This is a genomic window from Legionella rowbothamii (assembly GCF_900639985.1).
Taxonomy (GTDB): domain Bacteria; phylum Pseudomonadota; class Gammaproteobacteria; order Legionellales; family Legionellaceae; genus Legionella; species Legionella rowbothamii.
Window position 1 is genome coordinate 292,850 of the sequence record NZ_CAAAIM010000002.1, and the last position, 22,745, is coordinate 315,594.

Consider the following 22,745-nt stretch of genomic DNA (forward strand, 5'->3'; position numbering starts at 1 on the left):
TATCCTCGACCTATAGTTTAATAATTTCCATACTATTAGTTCCTCCTGGAGTACCAATAGCACTACCACGCGTCAACAAAATAAATCCTTTCTTCTCAATATGCTGAGCCGCAAGTAATTCATTAATGACTTGTTGGTTTAAATTTTCTACCGCAAAGCGATGATAATCCATAAATACCGGCACTACATTCTGCACCAAACTCAGACGACCAATAGTGCGCTTATTTGCGGAAATCGCAATAATCGGTACGGTACTTTGTTGTCTGGAAATCCATACGGCTGTATCTCCAGATTCAGTAAGGGTCACAATCGCTTTAATCGGAAAATGATTTGCCGCGTGCATGGTCGCCATCGCTATTGCTTGGTCAGCACGTTGGTAATGACAAGCTTCAGAAGTACTATCATAATAAAAGCTCGCATGCTTCTCCGCACTTAAACAAATCTTATTAACCATAGTCAGTACTTTTACTGGAAACTGTCCACTAGCCGTTTCTGCTGAGAGCATTACCGCATCGGTTCCATCTAAGATGGCGTTAGCAACATCGGAAACTTCAGCACGAGTCGGTTGGGGATTACTAATCATCGACTCCATCATTTGGGTTGCAGTAATCACTACTTTATCCAAACGACGCGCCTGGCCAATAATCTGTTTTTGAATCGCAGGCACTTCTGCAGCCCCTACCTCAACCCCCAAATCGCCGCGTGCAACCATAATGGCATCGGATTCTTGAATGATTTCTGTTAAACGGGCTAAAGCTTCACTACGCTCAATTTTGGCTATGATTGGGGTAGGGAGGCCACCATACTCTCGCATTAACGCACGAGCGTTGCGAATGTCCTCGGCATCCTTTACAAAGGATAGGCTGATGTAATCTACCTGTGCAGCCAGTGCTGTACGTAGATCCTTTTTATCTTTTTCAGTTAAGGTGCGGGCCGCTAATCCCCCGCCTTTTCTATTTAAGCCTTTCAGATTGGTTAAGACACCACCCTCAATAACGGTACAATGAATTTTTGAACCGTAAATTTGCGTTACTTGTAATTCAATTAAACCATCGTTAATAAGCAACAAATCACCTGGTGCTAATTCTTTATTTAAATTAGGATAAGCGACTGAAACCCAGTGTTCATCTCCTAACTCATTGGTATCCTCACAATCCAAAGTAAAATCTTGCCCCTCACGAAGGGTAATGGATTTATCTTTAAAGCGGCCTATGCGTATTTTAGGGCCTTGTAAATCGGCCATCACCGCTAGGGGGCGTTCTAATTCTTCGGCAATTTGCCGCACTAAAGCGATTAACTCTATGGCAGAAGCATCTGCATGCGAAAAATTGATGCGTACCACGTCAACCCCAGCGATTAACATGGCACGAAGTGTTACAGGGTCATTACTAGCTGGCCCTAAAGTGGCAACGATTTTAGTTTGACGTAACATGTTGAGCGCGCTCCTGCAAAATAGCAACGGCGGGTAGTGTTTTGCCTTCTAAACACTCCAGAAATGCCCCACCCCCTGTGGAAATATAAGATATTTGCTGATTCAGATCATACAAATCAATCGCAGCTAAAGTATCACCACCGCCAGCGATTGAAAATGCATCGCTTTCCGCAATGGCAATTGCTAAGGCGCGTGTGCCGTAAGCAAATTGGGCAAACTCAAAAACACCTACAGGCCCATTCCAGATGATAGTTTTGGCTTCATTAATAATATCTACATAGTCGCTGACAGTCACAGGTCCAATATCGAGAATCATATCGTCAGAAGCTACATTCTGCAGTGATTTGTTATACGCAGGGCAGGTTTCACTGAAGGTTTTGCCAACTACAACATCGGTAGGTAAAGGAATTCGGCAACCTTTTTCCTCTGCCAACTTAAGGATGGCGCGTGCTTCATCTAGTAAGTTTTCTTCATAAAGCGATACCCCAATTTCAAAGCCTTGGGCTTTCAAGAAGGTATTTGCAATACCGCCTCCGGGAATCAGGTAATCGACCATTCCTACTAATTGTCTTAATAAGGTCAGTTTGGAGGACACTTTAGCACCACCAACAATAGCCACGATCGGTTTTTGGGGGGCTTTCAGGACTTTTTTCAGCGCCTCGAGTTCTTTAACTAATAGCGGTCCAGCAACCGCAACTGGAGCAAATTTAGCTACTCCATAGGTTGAGGCTTGGGCTCGATGTGCGGTACCAAAGGCATCCATGATGAATACATCACAAAGGCTAGCCAGTTTTCTTGCCAGTTGCTCATCATTGCTTTTTTCGCCGGGATTAAAGCGGACATTTTCACAAATCACTAGTTCACCAGGACGAGCGTCTACGCCATTGAGGTAATCAGTAACAAAATGGACTGGGTAATTTAAGTTTTGCTTTAAGTATTCAGCAACAGGGGCTAAAGAAAAGCGTTTTTCAAATTTGCCTTCTTCTGGTCGGCCAAGATGCGATAAGACCATTACAGCAGCCCCAGCGGCTAAAGCAGCCTCCAGGGTTGGTAAGGCTGCTTGCAAGCGTTGGTCGCTTGTAATTATCCCGTCTTTGATTGGCACGTTCAAATCTTCACGAATTAGTACCCTCTTACCAGAAAGTTCTATATCGCTCATTTGGATCAGATTCATTATTATCTCCGCAAGGGGTTTAGCAGTTCATCATCTTATGCGCTGTATCTAACATACGATTGGAAAACCCCCATTCGTTATCATACCAAGCAACTATTTTTACCAACTTACCAAATACTTTAGTTTGCGTGGTATCAAAAATAGCTGAGGCAGGATTATGATTGAAATCAGAAGAAACTAAAGGCTCATCATTGATTTTCAATACATGACTTTGTGCTTTACTCACAATAGCATTTACTTCATCAACAGTCGTTTCACGATTAGCCGTGAATGTTAGGTCAATTACCGAAACGTTAATTACGGGTACACGCATTGCAAAACCATCTAGTTTTCCTGCTAATTCGGGTAAAACTAATCCTACCGCTGCCGCAGCACCTGTTTTTGTAGGAATAATATTATGCGCTGCAGCACGTGCACGGTGCAAGTCTTTATGACTACCATCTAAAAGCACTTGGTCATTGGTGTAGGCATGTACTGTATTTAATAAACCATGTTCAATTCCTAGTGCATCATTTAATGGTTTAACTACTGGAGCTAAACAGTTTGTGGTACAGGACGCATTAGAAACCACAAGGTCGCTTGCTTTAAGTTGGTGGTCGTTAACGCCATATACAATTGTGGCATCAACATTTTTGCCTGGAGCAGAAATTAATACCTTTTTAGCTCCTGCGGTAATGTGCTTCATTGCTGATTCGCGATCCGTGAAATATCCAGTACATTCAAAAACCAGATCAATATTTAATTCTTTCCACGGTAGTTCTAACGGGTTGCGTTCAGCAGTAATCTGAATTGCATGGCCATCAATAAGCAGCATATTGCCTTCAGTAGTTACCTCACAAGGAAAACGACCATGGGTTGTATCATGGCGGGTTAAATGGGAGGTTATTTCAATCCCTGATAAATCATTGATCGCAACGACTTCAAAGTCATTTTGTCGGTTGTATTCAAAAATAGATCTAAGGATACAACGACCAATGCGGCCATAGCCATTAATCGCGACACGTATAGTCATACTACTTCTCCTTTGCTGCTCTTATAGCGCAGCGGTTTACATTATAATTAGTTTGAGGTGGCAGTTAATGTTTCTAATGTTTTAACGATTCGTTCCACGGTAATCCCCAGCGCATGATAAGCTTGTGCTGCTGGAGCAGAGACACCGAAACGATCGAGGCCAATGACTGCACCATTTAATCCGACGAATTGATACCAATAAGCAGAGCTTGCTGCTTCAATTGCAATGCGTGTTTCAACATCTTTAGGTAACACTTGGTTTCTGTAACCAACATCTTGGGCTAAGAAGCGCTCCGCACAAGGCATGGAAACAACGCGAATTTTTAACCCTCGAGATTTTACTTGCTCTGCTGCGGCAAGAGCCAATTGCACCTCAGAACCGGTAGCAATCAAAATTGCATCAGGATGGCCATCACTCTCGACAAGGATGTAGCCGCCTTTTTTAATTAATTCCGCTGCGTTTTCCTGATGAGGCAAGGCAGGTAAATTTTGCCTAGAAAGCAATAATGATGTTGGGCCATTATGATGCTCTAAGGCTGTTTGCCAAGCTACAGCTGTTTCCATTAAGTCTGCTGGGCGCCACACGGTCATATCTGGAGTCATACGCAACATTGCCGCATGTTCAACAGGTTGATGGGTTGGGCCATCCTCACCAAGACCAATAGAGTCATGGGTGAATACGTAAATAACACGCTGTTTCATTAGGGCACTTAAGCGTATGGCATTACGGGCATAATCAGCAAAAACCAGGAAGGTTCCTGCATAAGGAATAAACCCACCATGAACGGCTATCCCATTCATGATGGCGGCCATAGCAAATTCGCGTACTCCATAATACAAATAATTACCGGTAAAATCTTCATGGCTGATGGCTTTGCTGCCTGACCAATCGGTATTATTGGATCCAGTTAAATCAGCAGAGCCACCTAACATTTCCGGTAATAAGCTAGCGAAGTGCTCAATGCATTGTTGTGATGATTTACGTGTGGCAATCGCTTTTTCATTTTGCAGGCATTGTGTTAAAAATGCTTGGCTATGGCTATGCCAATCATCGGGAAGATCACCATTAATGCGGCGTAAAAATTCACGGTGTTCTAGCGGATGCTTTTGTTGGTAGTCATGTAACAGACTTAACCATTCTTGTTCGTCATGTTCGCCTTGCTCTACGTGGTTCCATTGTTGATAGATGGTTTCGGGAATTACGAAGGGAGCATGATGCCAATGAAAGAATTCACGGGTTTTTTCAATGTCTTTGGCACCTAAGGGCGAGCCATGTGATTTTTCACTACCGGCAACCGAGGAGCCCAGACCAATAATGGTATTGCAAATAATTAGTGTAGGTTGGCTGGTATTGGCACGCGCTTGGATAATTGCTTGCTCTATTGCCGGCATATCATGGCCATCAATGGCTTCAATTACTTGCCAATTATAGGCTTTAAAGCGAGCAGCAGTATCATCAGTAAACCAAGATTCGACCTTACCGTCGATGGAGATACCATTATTGTCATAAAACGCAATAAGTTTACCCAGTCCTAGAGTTCCAGCTAAAGAACAGGATTCATGAGATATCCCTTCCATTAAACAACCATCACCTAAGAAAACATAGGTATAATGGTCAACCAGGTCATATTCATCTTGATTATAATGACTGGCTAAGGCTTTTTCTGCGAGTGCCATGCCTACTGCGTTTGCTAAACCTTGCCCTAACGGGCCGGTTGTGGTTTCTACTCCTGGAGTATGCCCCAATTCTGGATGTCCCGGAGTTTTAGAGTCTAACTGACGAAAGTTTTTAAGTTCGTCGATAGATAGATTATAGCCTGTTAAATGTAACAATGAATAAAGCAACATCGAGCCATGGCCATTAGACAAGACAAAACGATCGCGGTTAAACCAATGTGGATTTTTAGGGTTATATCGTAAAAACTTTTTCCACAATACCGTGGCAATATCAGCCATACCTAAAGGCATTCCAGGATGTCCTGATTGGGCTTGCTCAACGGCGTCTATACTTAAAATGCGGATGGCATTTGCTAATTCTTGTGACAAGTTCATGTGCTCTCTTAATGCGCTGAGTGTGGTGCGCTATTGTCGCTCAGAAGACATGAATCAGCAAGAATACAAGCTCATTTTAAATCATTCTTTTATGGCTCGCCCGGTGTTTTCTAGAGAATAATACCCTAAAAAGAATGGTTGAACTTATACCGAGATTTAGGATATAAGTGTTAACTGTAAGTACAAATGACAATTTTAGAGACAGGGGAGTGTATTTGTAGACATGTTAATTTTACTTATTGTGTAATTTTTGATACAATCGGAACACATTTTTATCTTGCTTATTTGTTTTATGCATCATAATTATGTAGTTATTTGATATCCATTAAGTTATCTCGGACATCATGAATCCAGTTATTAGACGATTACAAAATACATTGTTTGCTAATTACTCACTTGGGATTGACCATCCCAACCCTGAGAATTGGACCTTCTCTAAGTCAATTCAGGAACTTGGGGTTGATTTTTATCGCGAAATTATTCCCTCTCATCTTATCTTAAATATGGAGTACAGTCTGCTTGGGCAGCAGATTCGCATTAATTTATCAGGCGAGCAACTGGTTTCCGAACAACAATTGGTTGAGCAGTTGATTTCGGCTATTTTTTTAGCAGAATTATTAGAAGAGGTTTATAAAAATTATCTAATAGTTCCACGAGAAGTCCAGCGTTTGCGCACTCAGAAAAAGCTTTATGGTGAAATTTTAATCGAACTTAAGCATCCTCCTCCGGCCCTGGTTGGCGAGAGCAAGGAAATTGACATAGGCAGGTCTTTTTCTCAACAAGTTCGCCAGCGAACTCTCGATGTTAACTTATATCGACTATTATTGGTGCGTTCTAAACGCGCTCTGGATTTAATTGCGGCATTAGATTGCAGCGCAGACTGGTATCGCCATATCATGCGGGATGTAGGGCGTTGCACTGATCCATTCTTACCTCATTTAGCCTTCCTCTTTTATGCGCCACGTTTAGCGGTCAATTTTAGCTTACTAATGAAACATCTACTGCCTGGATTTTGGATGGAGCAATCAGAAAAGGATTTAGGATGGCAGGTACGTTTACAGGGGCAATTATTGCGGCGTTGGTTTGAGTTAGGTAACGACATTGCCTGGGTTGGCTTGGGCTATGTGAATGGCTACCTTTTAACAGGGGCTTATGCTCCCGTTGCGGCTTATTTGTCCATTGCTTTTTTTGGTTATGACGTAGCTTTAGCCGCGATACGTGCTTACATAGAGCTCAATCGTGTGTATGAGATGCGTTGCCAATACCAAAAAATGTTAGATGGCACTGAAAATAAAGAAGAACGAGAACAAATAAACCAACAGTTAAGGGTTTTAGAGCAACAAATAAATTTTGAATTATTGCGCTTTAGTTCACATGTAGCTACCACTACCGCCATTTTTTTGGCCATGGGCTGTGGAGCTCCCTTCTTTGCAACAACTCCCGCTATAGCTTTAGTGGGGGCAATTTGCCTGGTGGTAATTTGTTTAATCAACTTTGCTTTAGTACCGGTTTTTAACCAACAAAGACCTAGGGATATTGTTGAAGTACCTGAAGGTGGTATAAAGAAACTTGGCTTTTTCGCTAAGAAAGAGGAACCATCTGATTTGCTAGTCCAAGAAGTGAATACGGTTGATTACCGTCCTCAGCTATAGAGCCTTTATCAATTGAATGCTATGCTTTTGTTACTTACACTAATTTTAAAGGTAAAGCATGTCAGCGCCAGTTGGATTACCACAATTTAGCCACATTGATACAGACCGATTTAAGACTCATCTTGAAGGAATGTTAAAGAACCATTTAGAACAAGTTGATCTGCTCATCAAAAACAACCATTACTATACTTGGGATAACTTAATGTATCCCCTAGAGGATATGGATGATGAGTTGGAACGTTTTTGGTCGCCCTTCTCTCACCTTCATTCAGTGATGGATTCTCCAGTATTACGTGATTGTTACGATGAATGCTTACCTTTGCTTTCCGCATATGAAGCGGCGATGGGGCAGAATCATGATTTGTATATGGCAATTAAATCGATTGATACGCATGCTTTAAATGCTACCCAGAAAAAATTAATTGCAGACAGCTTACTTGGTTTCGAGTTGTCCGGGGTGGCTCTTGAGGCACAACATAAAAAGCGTTTTGAAGAAATTCAAACGCGTTTGGATGAGTTATCCAACCAATTTGAACATAATATTTTGGATGCTTCCCAAGCCTTTACGATACAGATTACTGATCCCCAACGTCTCGTGGGAATTCCTGAGCATGCATTAAATACCGCTAGAGAATTAGCTACAGAAAAAGGTTTTGATGGTTATATCTTCACTTTAGAAGCTCCAAGCTATCAAGCCATTATTACCCATGCTGAAGACCGCGCTTTACGTGAAGAAATATATCAGGCTTACGTAACCAGGGCTTCAGATCAAGGTCCGAATGCGGGAACTTTCGATAATACAGCCAACATGAATGAAATTCTTGCTTTACGCCATGAGCAAGCGAAGCTTTTAGGGTTTAATAATTATGCAGAATTATCATTAGCCACCAAAATGGCTGATTCCCCAGGGCAAGTCATGGATTTTATGAATGACTTGGTCAAACGTGCGCATCATCAGGCTGAAGGCGATCTTGCTGCCCTCAAAGATTTTGCGGCAAGCAAATGGGATTTGGGGGCTTTGCAACCTTGGGATATAAGTTATCTATCGGAAAAAAGAAGACAAGACTTATTTACCTTATCTCAAGAAGATTTACGTCCTTATTTTCCACAACCGAAAGTGATGCAAGGGCTATTTGATATACTGAAAATCCTTTATGGGATGACGGTGCAGGAAATTAAAGGAGTTGACGTATGGCATAAAGACGTACAATGCTACTGTGTCGTGGATGACCATGGACAAGTCCGGGGTTATGTCTATACCGATCTATTTGCACGACCCAACAAACATAGCGGCGCATGGATGGATTCCTTACAAAGCCGAAGAAAATTAGAAGATGGCAGTATCCAATTACCCATCGCCACCTTAACTTGTAATTTCGCAAAAGCATCAGCGAATAAACCGGCAATGCTATCCCATGATGAAGTAGAAACCTTATTCCATGAGTTTGGCCACTGTTTGCATCATATGTTGACGCAAGTAGATTATCTTGGCGCTTCGGGAATTAATGGCGTGGAATGGGACGCAGTGGAGTTACCTAGCCAATTCTTTGAAAACTGGTGCTGGGAAAAGAGTGCTTTAGACATTCTCACCGCTCATGTTGATACCCAAGAACCGTTACCTGAAACACTTTATGAGCGCCTAATTGCCGCCAAGAACTTTCAATCCGCGATGGCCACCTTACGACAAATGGAGTTTAGCCTATTTGATTTTCGTATCCACCAAGAATACCAACCTAATAAAGCGTCCTTTGTCAGTGATGTCTTAGCGGATGTACGCTCTAAAGCCTGCATTGTACCCGTAGTTCCCTACGGCCGCTTCCAACATAGTTTCAGCCATATTTTTGGCGGCGGCTATGCGGCAGGTTATTACAGCTACATCTGGGCAGAAGTATTATCTAGTGACGCGTTCTCCCGTTTCGAAGAAGAAGGAGTACTAAACCCTCAAACAGGCCATGATTTCCTTCATGCTATTTTAGAAGTAGGGGGATCCAAAAAAGCAGCAGAAGCCTTCCAAGACTTCCGCGGCCGCCCAGCCACTGTTGATGCTTTACTACGACATAAAGGCATTCAAGGTTAATCAACTCATGCATCCAGGCCAAATCCAATGGAGCCTGGATGCAACGCAGTGCAATCGAGGAAGCATAAGCGCAGCGAGTTCATTATGGTAAACAGTAAATAAGAAAAAAATTCCTTCTACTAACCTTCACAGCACTCCCAATCCTCAAAAGAAACAATTTTTTTCACAGTTTTAAAAGATCATGCCAATCGCTCGATATTTTATGTTATACTTAAAGTGTACAAATTGGGGGCGACCTGGCTTCGACGTGGGTTGCAAAACCAGAGGTGCATGCCGAGAATGAGATCTCTCGTAAATCAGGCTCAAATAAATATAAATGCAAACGATGAAAACTTTGCTGGTGAAGCTATCGCTGCCTAATCCGTAGTTATAGTTAGCCACTGTGTACTGGCCTATAAACCCGGTATCCCGTTGACCGAGCTCGCTTATTGGTATCGAATCAACGGTCATAGAAGATAAGCTAGTGTCTTAATCTCTCCCGGATTAAGATTACGAAACTCAGGGAATCGCTGTGTAGAATCCTGCCCGTCGGAGAATGCACAGTTAAATTAAAAGACACGGCTACGCATGTAGAGCTGAAGGCAGAGGACTTGCGGACGCGGGTTCGATTCCCGCCGCCTCCACCAATTAACTCATTGATTTATAATAATTAAAGGGTCTTTCCCAATTACGCGGGCACCTTAATCACCCGCAGAGCACCTTAACACGCACTCTATAACAGTCATTGCATCTCACATCTATTCTAAGTAGGGGATTGCACCGCAATTGTTTTGTTACCTAATCTGATCTGACTCTAAGTGAAAAAGGTTACTCCAGTAATTGGGAAGTAGAGGTACTATTAAAAATATAGGACCATTCCAGAATATAATGCAGCTTGACTACACAAGTGCCTTGCCGATTAGTTGTAAAATTAAAGACTCGTTACAGAGGAAAAATATCTTACACACGCAAAAACTTCTTTTGAGAGAGACATTAATGTTAGATATGACTACTGTATAGTTGACTAAAGTCATTCTTTATTCTAAATTCTAGAATATGGAATAAAGGGTGATTCTCAATGATTAAATCGCAAGACATCGTAGTTCTGGCCAAACTGTTAGCTTACCAAACAGATAAAAATTGGTCTCAAAATAGTATTGCATTTGAATTGTGTTTGAGCCCTTCTCAGATCAATAGTGCATTTAAGCGATTAGTTGCGGTAGGATTAATTACACCATACCATCCACCAAACAAACCTCAGCCTATTATTCAGGCTTGTGAAGAGTTTTTTGTTCATGGATTAAAGTATGTTTTTCCTGCTAAATTAGGCGAGCTAGTCCGTGGCATTCCCACAAGCTATGCTGCTCCATGTTTAAATGATCAGATTGTTGCTGGTAATGATCCTATCCCTGTATGGCCATATGGCGAAGGGGAGGAGCGTGGCCTTGCCCTAAAGCCATTATATTCTTCAGTGCCTGAATCTGTAGCAAAGCATCCAGATCCGCTGTTTTATGACCTATTGACGCTAATAGATGCTATTCGTTCTGGGCGTGTAAGAGAAAGACAAATTGCTTCACAAAAAATATTGGCATTATTAAAACCAAAAAAGTTGGTATCAAATGAATAGAAGTTCAGCTCAGAGGAATATCGAATCTCTTGGTTTAATCGCGCATCGGCTTGGGGATTTATGTAATGAAGTAACTTTTGTCGGGGGTTGTATCACAGGTTTATTAATAACAGATAAAGCGGCTCCTGATGTACGTTTTACTGTGGATGTAGATTGTATAGTCAACGCTATTACTAGACCGAGTTATTATACTATTGCTGAGAAATTACGACAAAAAGGATTTAAGGAGCTAATTTCTGGTGATCATCCTATATGCCGTTGGGATTGCGATGGCATTTTAATTGATGTCATGCCTATAGATAAAAGTGTCTTGGGGTTTTCTAATAAATGGTATAAAGACGCCCAAGAAAATTCTATCAAACATAGGATTTCTGACGATATAAATATAAAGGTTATTTCAGCACCTTATTTTCTAGCAACCAAGTTAGAGGCATTTAAGGATCGTGGAAAGCAGGATTTTTTATTAAGTCATGACTTAGAAGATATTATTTCAGTAATTGATGGTCGGCCGGAAATCGCTAGCGATGTTTTATTGGTATCAGATAATTTAAAGCAATATCTTTCATCTGAATTTGGAGTATTAATGAGTAATGATCAGTTTCTCCAAGCATTACCCGGGCATTTAAACTATTCACTAGAAGCTGAAAGTCGAAAGAAAATCGTTGAAACACGGATAAATGCCATTATTGATGTGGTGAAATAATGAATATCGCTTGGCTAACTGATATCCACCTCAACTTCTTAAAGGTTGAAGCAAGAAAAAAATTTTACCAACAGGTAATTGAAACTGGCGCAGATCAGATTTTGATTACTGGCGATATAGCTGAAGCAAAAGATGTGTGTGAAATTCTACAAGAATTTAGCATATACACAAATAAGCTGATTTATTTTGTACTAGGTAACCACGACTACTACTTCAGTAGTGTTAATAATGTACGTGAAAAAGTTCGCACTTTGTGTGCTCATAATAAAAACCTCATTTGGCTTGGAGAGCCTAAAACTTTAGCATTAGCTGATGGTATTGTATTAGTTGGGCATGATGGCTGGGCTGATGCACGTTATGGGGATTTTGATCATAGCTTGGTAAATTTAAATGATAGCCGTTTGATTGCTGAGTTGTACCAAGCTTTTTTATTAAATAAGTCAGCCTTAAAAAGAGAAATGCAAAAATTGGCTGACACAGATGCCGCAGTCCTACACGAGACATTGTGTGATGCAATTGACACTGATATTAAAAAAGTAATTATTGCCACTCATATTCCACCATTTCCTGAAAGCAGTTGGCACAAAGATAAACCAAGCGATGAAAATTGGCTGCCTTATTTTGCTTCAAAAGCAACTGGCGATGTGATTATGAAATTTGTTAAAAAACATGCTGATATTCAGTTTTTAGTTTTATGTGGTCATACTCATACAGCAGTAACTATAAAACTTTCTGATAATCTGATAATTAAATCAGGGCATGCTGAATATTATAAATCTGCAATTCAAGAGGTTTTTTCTCTTTAAAGTACTACTATCCATAATTCATTATTGCAGGGATTAAACGATCTTTATTGGGCAACTCTCCTAATTGCTACATACCGAAGTAGGACGTAATTAAGTTGGTAATACCATTAGCCAGTACATTACCCCCCAAAGTAGCCGACCATTTTTTTAATTTTGACGTTAGATCTATATTAGTTTCTTTAACCAATTCAATATTTGGTGTTTCAGATATTAAATGACTTTCTAAAGCTTGTATTAAAGCCAAAATATCTGTTTTGTCTTTTTTGGGAATGCTCGCATTGTTTTGAACCAAATCAATAAGTTCTTCAATTTTTTCGCCTAGCTCTTTATATTTATTATGAATAATTACTTTATTATGTTTTCCAATAATTGTTACGTTCTCTACTGAGGAAATATTAATGCTGCTAGCATAGCCTGGATTTGGCAGAAACAGCTCTGGTTTTTCCTTGTTCGCAATACCAACAGCTGAAATTTTATATTTTATATTTGTTTCCTTTTCCACTCCTTTGGGAGTTGAAAATAAATCATGTACTTTAACGATCAATTCATTTTGTAGCAAATAATCTAAGGCGTGAGTAAAATTCTGCACCTTATACTCTCTACCTAATTTTGGTTTTATCTCTTGTTTAATTTCGTTAATTCCTAAAGAAATATTTTTTTGGCTTGAGGAGTTTGCATGCCGATCAAAAAGTAATTCTAAAATTGTTGTGCAATATTTGTCCAGGTCCATTTTAATCCCTACCGTTCCATACATAGTTTATGCACTAATATTATTATTTTAGACTACGCTGAGTTATGAATGGGCCTGCAATATAAAACATTCCTTTTTAGAGGATTAAAAAATAGAGCAACAATATCCTGATGGGGGTACACTTGGAGGTATATTTTTATTCCATATAAAAATAGCCCTGTAAATACAACACATTGATTAATCAATTAAATAGCCGCCGCCCACCATAACTAATTAATTTTATTTAATTTCTTCCAAAGAGTTTTTCCAAACATTAGACCCTTGGGTAAATTTTCTAAGTTTAATGGTATATTAAGCAAGTATTTACAATTAATCGCAGTAATCAAGATTTACCAATGACTGGAGAGTTTACTCTTCATACCATTTCTTTACCCAGAAAAACCGTGAAAATTAAGTATACTTTAGAAAATAAAGTTGGTTTCTGTGAACACACTGATAACTTACCTCAAGGCGATTATGCTATAGAAAAAAATCGTAAAATGGGGGAAGTTCAATATGATATTAACAACCAATAGCTTTCACGAGGCCAGGCTTTCTATAAGCCTGGCCTCGTCTCTTAATGCATCATTTTACTTCTAAGAAGCAAAATCGATACAGAGAGTGAAACCCAAAAATCTTAATTTGTTACGACTGAGTAAAGCCCCCTATGCAATGAAATGTAGGGCCAAAATCGAAGATTAATTATAATTACAATGAGTTATTATTTATAAGGTTATAAAAAATTGAAAACTTATTAACCAAAGAATCACATTTTTATATCTCTTTATTGGTGAGGCGCTGCTATCAAAAAACAAGCACTTACATATGCCTGGATACTCTTAATCTAAGTATATAAGAAGGACAATAATACATCGTAAGAATGTAGTTGTATTAATTGGCTAGCTAAGAATAAGCAAGCGGAGGTGGGGCTCTGGCCCGAAAACTTCAATCCGTTCATTTATGATAAATCATGACTTCTATTTGTAGTTTTAAATGCTCCAATCTTTATTACTATAATGAAATAACTGGCTCATCCATAGATTGTATAAGGTCTGAAATCTTAAGCTTCTATCGCTTTATCCAAAAATAAATATGTTTCGATTATAACCCCACCTATTCGTTAATTTGTGAGACAATGTGTAGTAATAAAAAATAATTATTATATAATTCGCTCTTCCTCTATTTACCCTTAACAAGGAAAAAAATGAAACTGCTCGTATTGAGTTTACTATTAATCTCTTCTGCTCTTCATGCTAGCTGTGGAGACTTAAATATAAAGATTATCAATAACAGTACCCACAATTGTACTTTTAAAAATAAAGTAATCTATTATGGGACTTTACCAAGCGAAAATATTGCTATGAACATCCCCGCTGGTCAATCCAGCCCTATTATTAGAGCCAGCCAAAATAATATAGGTGTAGGAGTTCTTCTCACTTACATGTGCGATAATGAAATTGTGAAGTTTTATTCTTGGCAAGATTATTGTGGTTTTCCTGCTGCAGGAGATCTTGGAGGACAACCTCAAGATTCAACCACTTTAAATCTTGATTATTACACTCAAGCAGGCAGTTATTTATCAGGCCTACCAGGCACAATTACATGGCGTATTTCGTAAAAATAAGCGTAGGTCGGGCTGGTGGCCCGACATATAATTGCGATTGAAGCGAGAATCTGCATTATTACAAGCTTCATGAACTATTTGTCATGAAGATGGGGTATTACAGTATACTGATCTTTGGGGCGAGTTGATTTATAGGCTTGCCCACGTTGCTCTTTACAGCACAAAAGATTTCCCATCTCAGTTAAGAGGAAATCAAGGGTACTATCTGGCTCATCAGTAACTTTCGCAGTAACCCGTACGGGAATTAATAAAATAATTGCATTCTCCTTGTGACGCTTCAATTCTTTGGCGCCATTGCTTGCTTTCTCCAATGAATTGGATTTCATCCAGAGGGGTAGCATCAATAATAGTATTATCGATATTGAAGGCCCATTGGTTATTTTGTGACCTATAAAAAATCACTCGGGTTGATTATAGGTTAGTCGTAATGAGGTTTATTAAAAATACTAGGGCTGGTGACGATTTAGAGAAGTTGGCCAAAACACGGAGCTAACTTAGTTTATTTAAGCATGGAACACATTGGTTGATAAATTGATAGGCCATTGGATAAAGGAGCAAGAGGGAACTGGTCATAATCGCTTCGTCCTCTGTTTACAAATTTAGAAGTGATAATACAAACGAAATTATTATTTCATTTTATTATCTATCCATCCATGATGAATGAGGGTATCGCTAATGGCGCAACACAATAATTTTCCTTCCTTAATCGTTCTTTCAACAGACTCTAATGGAAAAGTTCAATGCCTGCAGGAAAATGGCGAGCCACTATCATTGCTCGATCATGGCAAATCTCTGGCCTGTCTTTTTGTGCCAATACTAATGGTGGAGCAGCAGCTGGCTTATAAAGATTATGCTCTTTATGCTTTTAAAAACGCCGATGATCTATCAATTAAAATTAATAAAATTAAGCAACATGAACAGCATGCCATTTTGTTAATCGGTGCTAACGAGCGACGCGAAATTTATTTTATGGAAGATAATAGATTAGTTTCTTGCACACCTACATATATTGATTGTGAGGTGTATCGTGATTTTCTTCATAAGATAAATATCAACTCAGAGGGCAAGGCAACAAGTGAAGAATTATATTACCTCGACACGTTTATTAAATTATTGCGTCAAATTGGCAATCGTGGAAATGAAGCTGGGATATCTGGTACACGAATAGGTGTTAATGTATTTTCAAGAGATTTTTCTCCATGTAATGCCATTGTTGCCCAAAGAAAAATAGATAATCACTTTGTTCTACATCACTCGACAAGTGCTAGCATGGATGAAACGAAACCCGGAGTAGGGCTTTTTTTGGATGGGATAATAAAAGGTGAGGGATTTACTTTTGCAGCAGTGATGCAAAATCCTAAAGTTAAAAAAAATTATTTAAAAGCACCGATGCTTGCAGCGCAATTGGCAATACAACTTAATGATCAGAATATAGACCGGATCAATATTCCTGAGGGGTATGGGGCAATCGCATGTGTTAATGGTGATACCATAATCATGGCCCAGGAGCTGGAGTTTTTTAAGAATGAATTGGATAAACAAAAACTCATAGGTCAGTTGAAAACAAAAAACAGAGATGCCGTTCGTTTTATTGAATTAGATAATGAAAGTCTTTCTTTACCTGAAACTGAAAAAGAACTCAGGAAGCAGTTTCAAATAGAAAAAAATGGCTCTGGGATGAAGGAGGTATACAGCAATCTTTTAGGGCAGTTAGGTTTCTTCCCCACTATCCATGAAAAATTACCTGAAGTCGAAAAGAAGAAGAAATGCTCTTTTATGTAAGACAAATTATGTGAATATTGCTAGCATGATCGACATTTCAATTTTTATAATTTGATTTTTATTTTATAGCCGATAGGGTCGACAGAGGGGCATCATGCGTCAAATGAATTGGATATCATCCTCAAGGCTGGCGCCATTAATTGTATCATCCATACCGAAAGTAAAGAGAATTGTTCTGTGGTGAGCTTGAAGAAAAGGGAGGCTCTTAAGAAGCAAGCCTTGAACATTGAATTTTTATCTTCAAAAGATCTTTAAATTCATAATGTAAGACCTGATTTTAGGGTATGTAAATGATGTATACCTTGACGAAGCAAATAAACTCCTTAATCTGGCCGGAGCAATAAAATGCTAATTGTGTTCATAAAGACCAGCTGATCTGTTATTATACACGCATTTGCTAGCCTTTATTTGTAGGTACCGGATGCCTTTAGCCAAAGAACTTCTTCGTCGCTTAAGACAAAATGATCAATCGTTGCAAATTGTAGATGATGCTCAAAACGAGCTTGATGGTTCAGCCACCAAAGAGTTAGTTGCTGCATTGGCGCATAATACGGCAGTTCATACGTTAAACATTCAACTAAGGTATGCAGACTTGATCTTGGACAATGTGTTTACCAGGGGCATGAGGGCTTTTGCTCCGTTGTTAAAAACGAATAAAACCATTCGTTCATTACAATTGCGTCTTACGTTTTTAGATAATAAAGAGACCCAAATATTCCTTGAGGCATTACAAGAAAATAAAACCATTGAAATGCTGGATTTACGTTCTACGCTGTGGAATAGACGAGAGTCAACTCCCCTCGTTAACGGGTTGGCTGAGATCTTACAAACAAATACGACCATCCATACCTTAAATGCAAATTATTATTGGCCTTTAAAAACTCTTGATTCGTTAAAAACGAATACAACCCTCCATACTTTAGGCGTAGGATATTTATATCCTCTAACTCAATCAGAATTATTAAAAACGAATACAACAATTCGAACACTTATTGTCGGAGAAAGGTTAAGCGACTCACACGCTATTATCTTAAAATTATTCGCGGATATTTTGGAATTTAATACTACTCTAACTGCTCTAAATTTCCTGCCTGAATCGGATCATCCTCTCGCTCAGCCTAAACAAGAACAACAAATACAAATCGATCGGATTAACTCCTATATTGAGCGTAATATGGTAGAAGATGAGCTTAAGCGACGTGCTCGTGAGCAAGAAGCACAGCAGCGTCAAGCAGAAGAAGAGACAACGACCCTACAAGAAGCGCTTAGAGCATTTAATGCAAGTAAAGATCATTTAACTGAACTTTATAACCTACAAACAGAACACTTAAAAACTTTGGAGCAACAGTTACAGCAAGTAAGTCAACAAAATCTAGTACTTAATCCACTCCAAGCACAGCAAATACAAACGATGGAGGCATTATTCGCTAGAGATCAAATACAACAACAGCAATTAAAATCAATCCAAGCTCATCCTAACCTGAAATTGTTCTTTAATACCTTTGTTATTGATTTTGAAGCATTGATCATTGCTTTAAAAGCATCAGGGACTCAATTAATTAAACCTGCTTCAAGTTTACCCGAGCAATTAGGTTCCGGCGCTTTAAAAATAGCAATCAAGGCCATCCCCATACCTATAATTGGAGGTATTGTTGGGATAATTGCAAGTGGTATAGATAAACTTGGTGAAAAGCAAAAACAAGCGCTTGCTGCAAATTTTGCACGCCTAGGGACTTTAAATGAATTTAACCAACTAGGCCAGCAACTTGCTTTAATGCTGACACTGCGCTATCAGCAACAAATCACAGAGTTATTAGCTCCCGAAGAACAGTTTGCTTACCAACAACAGGTTTTAACGCACAAAATAAAACAAAAGTTAGGTGAGATCGTCTTTAAAACGGCAGAGGAACGTTATGCTGCTACCATGGCCCATTTTGCCATAGCTCGTATCGTTAATGCGGTATTTAACAATGATTTTAAAGATCCTAATAATTTAAAGAATCAATTATTGCAATGCATTACACGTTCATTAACGTTCCCCCAGGAAGTTCAAGCTAAATTGGCGAGTGTGTTGGGAATGAACCAAGTTGTTAATAAACAACATCGGGCTTGGGCTTTAGGCGATCTGTTTAATAAGCCGGGCTTATACACGATTACGCAGGGGAAAAAGCAATATTACACAACACCTGATTGTGATTATAGAACCTATGGTTTTTGTTTAACGGATCATGATGAGGTTACAAAGCTGAATGCTCTCGAGCTTTCTGATGGCGAAGAATTTGATTTAAATGAGGCGATTTCCAATGAAGCTAATATGGAAATGGAAGAGCAAGTGCCACAAAATGATGAGCAGGAGTTGCAAGTACAGGTGGGATTGTTACAGGCACAATTAGAGCGGCAAGAGGTACAAATCCGATTGTTACAACAGCAATTACTACAATTTAGAAAAAGCGCACTTACAAATTCTGAACAAGAATCACTAGATGATGGCAATGGCCAGTTGAGAGTTCGGATGGGACAACAAAACTCTATTCGAGGCAGAGACATCGCGATGATTTATCAACGATCCTTGACTACACATGAGGAGCAATTAAGCTTATTAACACAAGCTGTAGCAGCACATGAAGAAACTATAAATACTTTTATCTACGCCCCGAGTACTTCTCATTCCACCTATGTTTCAGCTGAGTTTCAACGCTTAAAAAATTTGGCAATCAATTATGTAGAGGGATATATTCGTTTAAATACTAAACGAGAAAAATCTCTAATATACGCTGTCGGCAGTCTTCTTTTCTTTTGTGAGCCACTGCGCCAAGAGAAGCTGAAATTGGCAAGACAATTATCCATAGACATCAACCGTTATTCTTGTACGACGATAGAGGATTTAAAAAATCTTTTGGAATTATCCTTGAATGCCAGCAAGAATTTATGTGAGCGATTTGAATCTGACGAGGCTGAGTTTGAGGAATCACTGAATTATGTGTTGAGCCAATGCCCAGAAACCCCTGCGTCAGAAGATGAAATGGGCATAGATTATGAAATGTAAGCGTCCATAATCCTATGACTGCACGTCTTGTTTTGCATTTTAATCGGCTCGCTTATCATGGGGCAGAGTCTTACCCAGAGATACTTATTTAAGAATTTGGTGATCCGTGGATTAGTTGATTATATCAATCAACCAAAATGAGGTAAAATTACGCTCACATATAATTAATAGCTCTGATTTATGTTGCATCAACTATTTTCTAAACAACCAAAAATTCATCCTGCAATCGAATACTTTAGGCAGCTACACTGGCACTCCTTTACACCTCAATTAGACAGGTTATTATCAGACTTTGTTGAGCCTAAACTAGTTAATAATGAAAATTTTGTGGAAGGCGTAAAGCGATTTATTGAATTAGCAAACTGTAATCCTCTTGGGAAAGGGAGAGAATCATTATATGGAACTATTTATTCAGGTCTGCATTATAATAATGATTTAGCAAAATTATGGAGTACCGAGCATCCTCACCAATCTATTACGGCTGCAGAAATAACAACGCTTGCCCCATCGGAATGGGATTCTATTTTACAGGATAGTTTTATCACCCTTATTTATAAGGGACAGCAACCCGCCCAAGCATTAGATGATTTAGTAAAAGGACCCACAGTTATAGATTGTGGCATGTTTACTCAATTAAGTTTGTGGTTCGGTATTCGATACATGCTCGGTAATGAGCTGTTTAATCAATGTTTTGGACGTACACCATTTTTTATAACTCAGTGTGTCTACAATAGTATTGAGGAAAGTAACAAACCTTTCTCGGGAAATCCGCTCTACTCATTTTTATCAAAAAAATGGATGGTAACAAGTCCCTCTGTCACAGTGAAGCATCTTGCGAATAGTCCTTTATACCCATTAAAACATCCTGGAGGCAATTATGGGGGCGAGAATTGCATTGTAATTGACAATCAATATTATATTTTTGACCCGCACTTAGAAAGCACTCAGGGAATCACCGAAGCCAGTGTATTGAAATTACTACGTGAGGTATTTAATGAGGGCAGGAAATCCTATGATATTGAGCGTTTAGCTTTGTATGCGAAAACCCCAGAAGAATTTCATCCTAAATTATTCCAAACTTATGGCCAATTAATTGAAGCAGCTGAAAAATTACATGATAAAACGCTCACGGAATACGAGTTTTCCCAGGTGGAACAAAGCCCCGCATCGGAACTTACCTTCGATGTACATAAATTTTCAATTTGGCTGCAACGCATGGAAAATACGATACAACCTGACTCCATTGATTACATACCTCAACCTATTGATTATTCCATTATACCTATTGAATTACTTGATGTGATTCCATTTGAAAATAGAGTATCTATGGACTTTTCAAGATTTAAAGAGGATTGTGTACAACAGAAAGAATTAATGATAATGAGCAAGCAATTTTGCCAAAGCGTCCTGGTTGGAGAATCTAAGCTGCTTATATTAACGGGAAAAGCTGGCGTTGGTAAAACGGCATCAGCGGTATGTGCGGCCAAAGAATTAACAGCCCGAGGAAAGAGCGTAGTTTGGATTTCAGAGGTAATGGTCAATGGATGGGCAGACCAAGCTAAAAGCATTGCTGATCTTGATGATTGTGAAAGGGAAATAGATATCTTATTAGCTAAAGATCCTGATGCAGTATTTCTGGATGACGATAATTTAGCTGGTTTCAGCGGTAATTTATTATTGGAAAAAATATATTCTTGGTATGTGAATAATCCAGGAAAAGGATTGTTTATTACCTCTAATGAACCTATTGGATTTCAGAATTGCTATGGGTATAAGTTGGATAGGAAATATTATTATCCTCCATTTAATGACTACAATTCTTCTCAATATATAAATTGGCAATGCAAAACGGATTTAGCTGGTGCAAGTCTTCGCTTCAAGCGGGATGGGCAATCTATCGGAGCAATCGTAAGTGATTTGTCCTGGAAAGCCAATGAGAATCGCTTAGGGCTGTTGGAGCTAATTCCGGCTTTTGACGAAGCTGAGGAATTAGCTCCTATTCGTCAATCATTGCGTAAAACAGGATCAGTGGATTGCCCTACTTATGATAAATTACGTCCTGTACAACAGCAATGGCTCCGTGTTGATGAGGCGGGTGGGGAATATGAATTTGTTAACGGATGTTCGCATTATGTGGAACCTTACCTAACTGCAAATCCACAAAAGTTTAAAAAAACCCCATATAAAACAATAGCTCTTGAAATGAGAGAATATCACACTTATTTCTCTGGAAAAAAAATTGATGACACTTCCATGGCGCAATTAATTCGGGTGCTCAATTATGCTCATGATCAAGGGGGACGACGCGTTATTTTAATTAATCAAACTAGTTACAGTACAGAACAATTACTAATTCAAATTAAAGCTCAACTTTCAGAGTTTGAACGAGAAAGATCCTGGGCTCGCTTAATATTGTTACTGTGTGAAACAGAAGATTCTATTTTCAAATATGATGAGTTTAATGGACTTACTGGCAATCCGATTATAAAAAGATATCTGCCCAAAGAAAGCAGCGGTGATTTTATACCTTTAGTTGACGATCATTTTTTTACAGGTATTGGGAGTATTCTTCTAAAGGATTTCGGTCATCGAGCCATTCTTTCCAAAATATTTGTAATATCTTTCATTGCAGAAAAATTATCGATAAAACTATATCCTATAGTTGGATCGGAAGTTGAAATAAACGTGAAAAAATCTCCTGCTACTCCAGGAATATTTTTTACCAAGCGTCGACTTAAACAAGAATACAAGCTTTTAATGGAACCCTCCGAGGATAATTTAGAATCACAGGAGGAGATATCCAGGAATAAGCTTTGAATGGTGATAAAAACCATTATCTGTAGTCAGATGTAAATACCAAATGGTTAAAGGCGGTTTTATTTTATTCAAACTGACCGTATAATTGCAAATTGGGAACCAAAATTGGCAATGGCATTAAAACCGTAGCATTTTTTATTGAAAAGGACCTATAACTATCGCATGGAGTTTTCCTTAATCCTCAATAAAAATTAAAAATATGTGGTGATTATCTGCTATTTTTGAATGTCGTG

16 protein-coding genes and 1 other RNA gene are annotated in these 22,745 nt (G+C 39.0%); 11 read left to right on the plus strand and 6 right to left on the minus strand.

The features are described 5' to 3' along the window. Positions 1-10: 10 nt before the first annotated feature. Genes pyk through tkt form a run of 4 tightly spaced genes read right to left on the minus strand, consistent with a single transcriptional unit; the run spans position 11 to position 5,669 of the window. Entirely contained in the window at positions 11-1,432 is a 1,422-nt protein-coding gene (gene pyk, locus E1P08_RS06515; RefSeq protein ID WP_133136217.1) for a pyruvate kinase, read from the minus strand. Continuing rightward, positions 1,416-2,606, minus strand: a complete 1,191-nt coding sequence (locus E1P08_RS06520; protein ID WP_133136218.1) for a phosphoglycerate kinase — start codon at positions 2,604-2,606, stop codon at positions 1,416-1,418. The genes pyk and E1P08_RS06520 overlap by 17 nt, the downstream gene beginning before the upstream one ends. A 19-nt stretch (positions 2,607-2,625) precedes the next feature. After that, complete coding sequence (gap, locus tag E1P08_RS06525; RefSeq protein WP_133136219.1) at positions 2,626-3,618, minus strand: type I glyceraldehyde-3-phosphate dehydrogenase; 993 nt, start codon at positions 3,616-3,618, stop codon at positions 2,626-2,628. Between the two features lie 47 nt (positions 3,619-3,665). Next, the gene (tkt, locus tag E1P08_RS06530; RefSeq protein ID WP_133136220.1) at positions 3,666-5,669 is read right to left on the minus strand and encodes a transketolase; all 2,004 of its coding nucleotides are present in this window, start codon (positions 5,667-5,669) and stop codon (positions 3,666-3,668) included. 344 nt (positions 5,670-6,013) lie between these two features. Here tkt and E1P08_RS06535 point away from each other — a divergent pair, with 344 nt between their 5' ends. The 6 genes from E1P08_RS06535 to E1P08_RS06560 all read left to right on the plus strand — a co-directional run bounded on the left by E1P08_RS06535 (position 6,014) and on the right by E1P08_RS06560 (position 12,513). Further along, the gene (locus E1P08_RS06535; protein ID WP_133136221.1) at positions 6,014-7,321 is read left to right on the plus strand and encodes a hypothetical protein; all 1,308 of its coding nucleotides are present in this window, start codon (positions 6,014-6,016) and stop codon (positions 7,319-7,321) included. A gap of 58 nt (positions 7,322-7,379) precedes the next feature. Further along, on the plus strand, positions 7,380-9,398 hold the full coding sequence (locus E1P08_RS06540) for a M3 family metallopeptidase (RefSeq protein WP_133136222.1): 2,019 nt from the start codon (positions 7,380-7,382) through the stop codon (positions 9,396-9,398). Positions 9,399-9,625: 227 nt separating this feature from the next. Next, positions 9,626-10,024, plus strand: a transfer-messenger RNA (tmRNA) gene (gene ssrA, locus E1P08_RS06545). A 431-nt stretch (positions 10,025-10,455) separates the two neighbouring features. Beyond that, positions 10,456-11,004, plus strand: coding sequence for a helix-turn-helix domain-containing protein (locus E1P08_RS06550; protein WP_133136223.1), 549 nt, complete (start codon positions 10,456-10,458; stop codon positions 11,002-11,004). Then, a complete protein-coding gene (locus E1P08_RS06555; RefSeq protein ID WP_133136224.1) occupies positions 10,997-11,707 on the plus strand; it encodes a hypothetical protein in 711 nt (236 codons plus the stop codon). Before E1P08_RS06550 ends, E1P08_RS06555 begins: the two co-directional genes overlap by 8 nt. Then, positions 11,707-12,513, plus strand: coding sequence for a metallophosphoesterase family protein (locus tag E1P08_RS06560; RefSeq protein ID WP_133136225.1), 807 nt, complete (start codon positions 11,707-11,709; stop codon positions 12,511-12,513). Before E1P08_RS06555 ends, E1P08_RS06560 begins: the two co-directional genes overlap by 1 nt. 67 nt (positions 12,514-12,580) lie before the next feature. Here the strand turns inward: E1P08_RS06560 and E1P08_RS06565 are convergent, their stop codons facing one another. Continuing rightward, entirely contained in the window at positions 12,581-13,267 is a 687-nt protein-coding gene (locus E1P08_RS06565; RefSeq protein ID WP_133136226.1) for a hypothetical protein, read from the minus strand. Between the two features lie 332 nt (positions 13,268-13,599). Between E1P08_RS06565 and E1P08_RS06570 the strand changes: the two genes are divergently transcribed. Both E1P08_RS06570 and E1P08_RS06575 read left to right on the plus strand, forming a co-directional pair. Next, a complete protein-coding gene (locus E1P08_RS06570; RefSeq protein WP_242602398.1) occupies positions 13,600-13,779 on the plus strand; it encodes a hypothetical protein in 180 nt (59 codons plus the stop codon). A 668-nt stretch (positions 13,780-14,447) separates the two neighbouring features. Continuing rightward, positions 14,448-14,861 carry a hypothetical protein gene (locus tag E1P08_RS06575; RefSeq protein ID WP_133136227.1) on the plus strand — a complete coding sequence of 138 codons (414 nt, stop codon included), beginning with the start codon at positions 14,448-14,450 and terminating at the stop codon, positions 14,859-14,861. An 80-nt stretch (positions 14,862-14,941) separates the two neighbouring features. Here the strand turns inward: E1P08_RS06575 and E1P08_RS06580 are convergent, their stop codons facing one another. Beyond that, positions 14,942-15,193, minus strand: a complete 252-nt coding sequence (locus E1P08_RS06580) for a hypothetical protein (protein WP_133136228.1) — start codon at positions 15,191-15,193, stop codon at positions 14,942-14,944. 349 nt (positions 15,194-15,542) lie between these two features. Here E1P08_RS06580 and E1P08_RS06585 point away from each other — a divergent pair, with 349 nt between their 5' ends. The 3 genes from E1P08_RS06585 to E1P08_RS06595 all read left to right on the plus strand — a co-directional run bounded on the left by E1P08_RS06585 (position 15,543) and on the right by E1P08_RS06595 (position 22,512). Beyond that, positions 15,543-16,649, plus strand: coding sequence for a hypothetical protein (locus E1P08_RS06585; protein ID WP_133136229.1), 1,107 nt, complete (start codon positions 15,543-15,545; stop codon positions 16,647-16,649). A gap of 421 nt (positions 16,650-17,070) precedes the next feature. Then, positions 17,071-19,695 carry a leucine-rich repeat domain-containing protein gene (locus E1P08_RS06590; RefSeq protein ID WP_133136230.1) on the plus strand — a complete coding sequence of 875 codons (2,625 nt, stop codon included), beginning with the start codon at positions 17,071-17,073 and terminating at the stop codon, positions 19,693-19,695. Positions 19,696-19,875: 180 nt separating this feature from the next. Further along, positions 19,876-22,512, plus strand: coding sequence for a hypothetical protein (locus E1P08_RS06595; RefSeq protein ID WP_133136231.1), 2,637 nt, complete (start codon positions 19,876-19,878; stop codon positions 22,510-22,512). Positions 22,513-22,745 lie beyond the last annotated feature (233 nt).

Coding starts and splice junctions, on each gene's coding strand:
- pyk (WP_133136217.1), bottom strand. CDS start 1,432: ATGTTACGTCAAACTAAAATCGTTGCCACTTTAGGGCCAGCTAGTAAT.
- E1P08_RS06520 (WP_133136218.1), bottom strand. CDS start 2,606: ATGAATCTGATCCAAATGAGCGATATAGAACTTTCTGGTAAGAGGGTA.
- gap (WP_133136219.1), bottom strand. CDS start 3,618: ATGACTATACGTGTCGCGATTAATGGCTATGGCCGCATTGGTCGTTGT.
- tkt (WP_133136220.1), bottom strand. CDS start 5,669: ATGAACTTGTCACAAGAATTAGCAAATGCCATCCGCATTTTAAGTATA.
- E1P08_RS06535 (WP_133136221.1), top strand. CDS start 6,014: ATGAATCCAGTTATTAGACGATTACAAAATACATTGTTTGCTAATTAC.
- E1P08_RS06540 (WP_133136222.1), top strand. CDS start 7,380: ATGTCAGCGCCAGTTGGATTACCACAATTTAGCCACATTGATACAGAC.
- E1P08_RS06550 (WP_133136223.1), top strand. CDS start 10,456: ATGATTAAATCGCAAGACATCGTAGTTCTGGCCAAACTGTTAGCTTAC.
- E1P08_RS06555 (WP_133136224.1), top strand. CDS start 10,997: ATGAATAGAAGTTCAGCTCAGAGGAATATCGAATCTCTTGGTTTAATC.
- E1P08_RS06560 (WP_133136225.1), top strand. CDS start 11,707: ATGAATATCGCTTGGCTAACTGATATCCACCTCAACTTCTTAAAGGTT.
- E1P08_RS06565 (WP_133136226.1), bottom strand. CDS start 13,267: ATGTATGGAACGGTAGGGATTAAAATGGACCTGGACAAATATTGCACA.
- E1P08_RS06570 (WP_242602398.1), top strand. CDS start 13,600: ATGACTGGAGAGTTTACTCTTCATACCATTTCTTTACCCAGAAAAACC.
- E1P08_RS06575 (WP_133136227.1), top strand. CDS start 14,448: ATGAAACTGCTCGTATTGAGTTTACTATTAATCTCTTCTGCTCTTCAT.
- E1P08_RS06580 (WP_133136228.1), bottom strand. CDS start 15,193: ATGAAATCCAATTCATTGGAGAAAGCAAGCAATGGCGCCAAAGAATTG.
- E1P08_RS06585 (WP_133136229.1), top strand. CDS start 15,543: ATGGCGCAACACAATAATTTTCCTTCCTTAATCGTTCTTTCAACAGAC.
- E1P08_RS06590 (WP_133136230.1), top strand. CDS start 17,071: ATGCCTTTAGCCAAAGAACTTCTTCGTCGCTTAAGACAAAATGATCAA.
- E1P08_RS06595 (WP_133136231.1), top strand. CDS start 19,876: ATGTTGCATCAACTATTTTCTAAACAACCAAAAATTCATCCTGCAATC.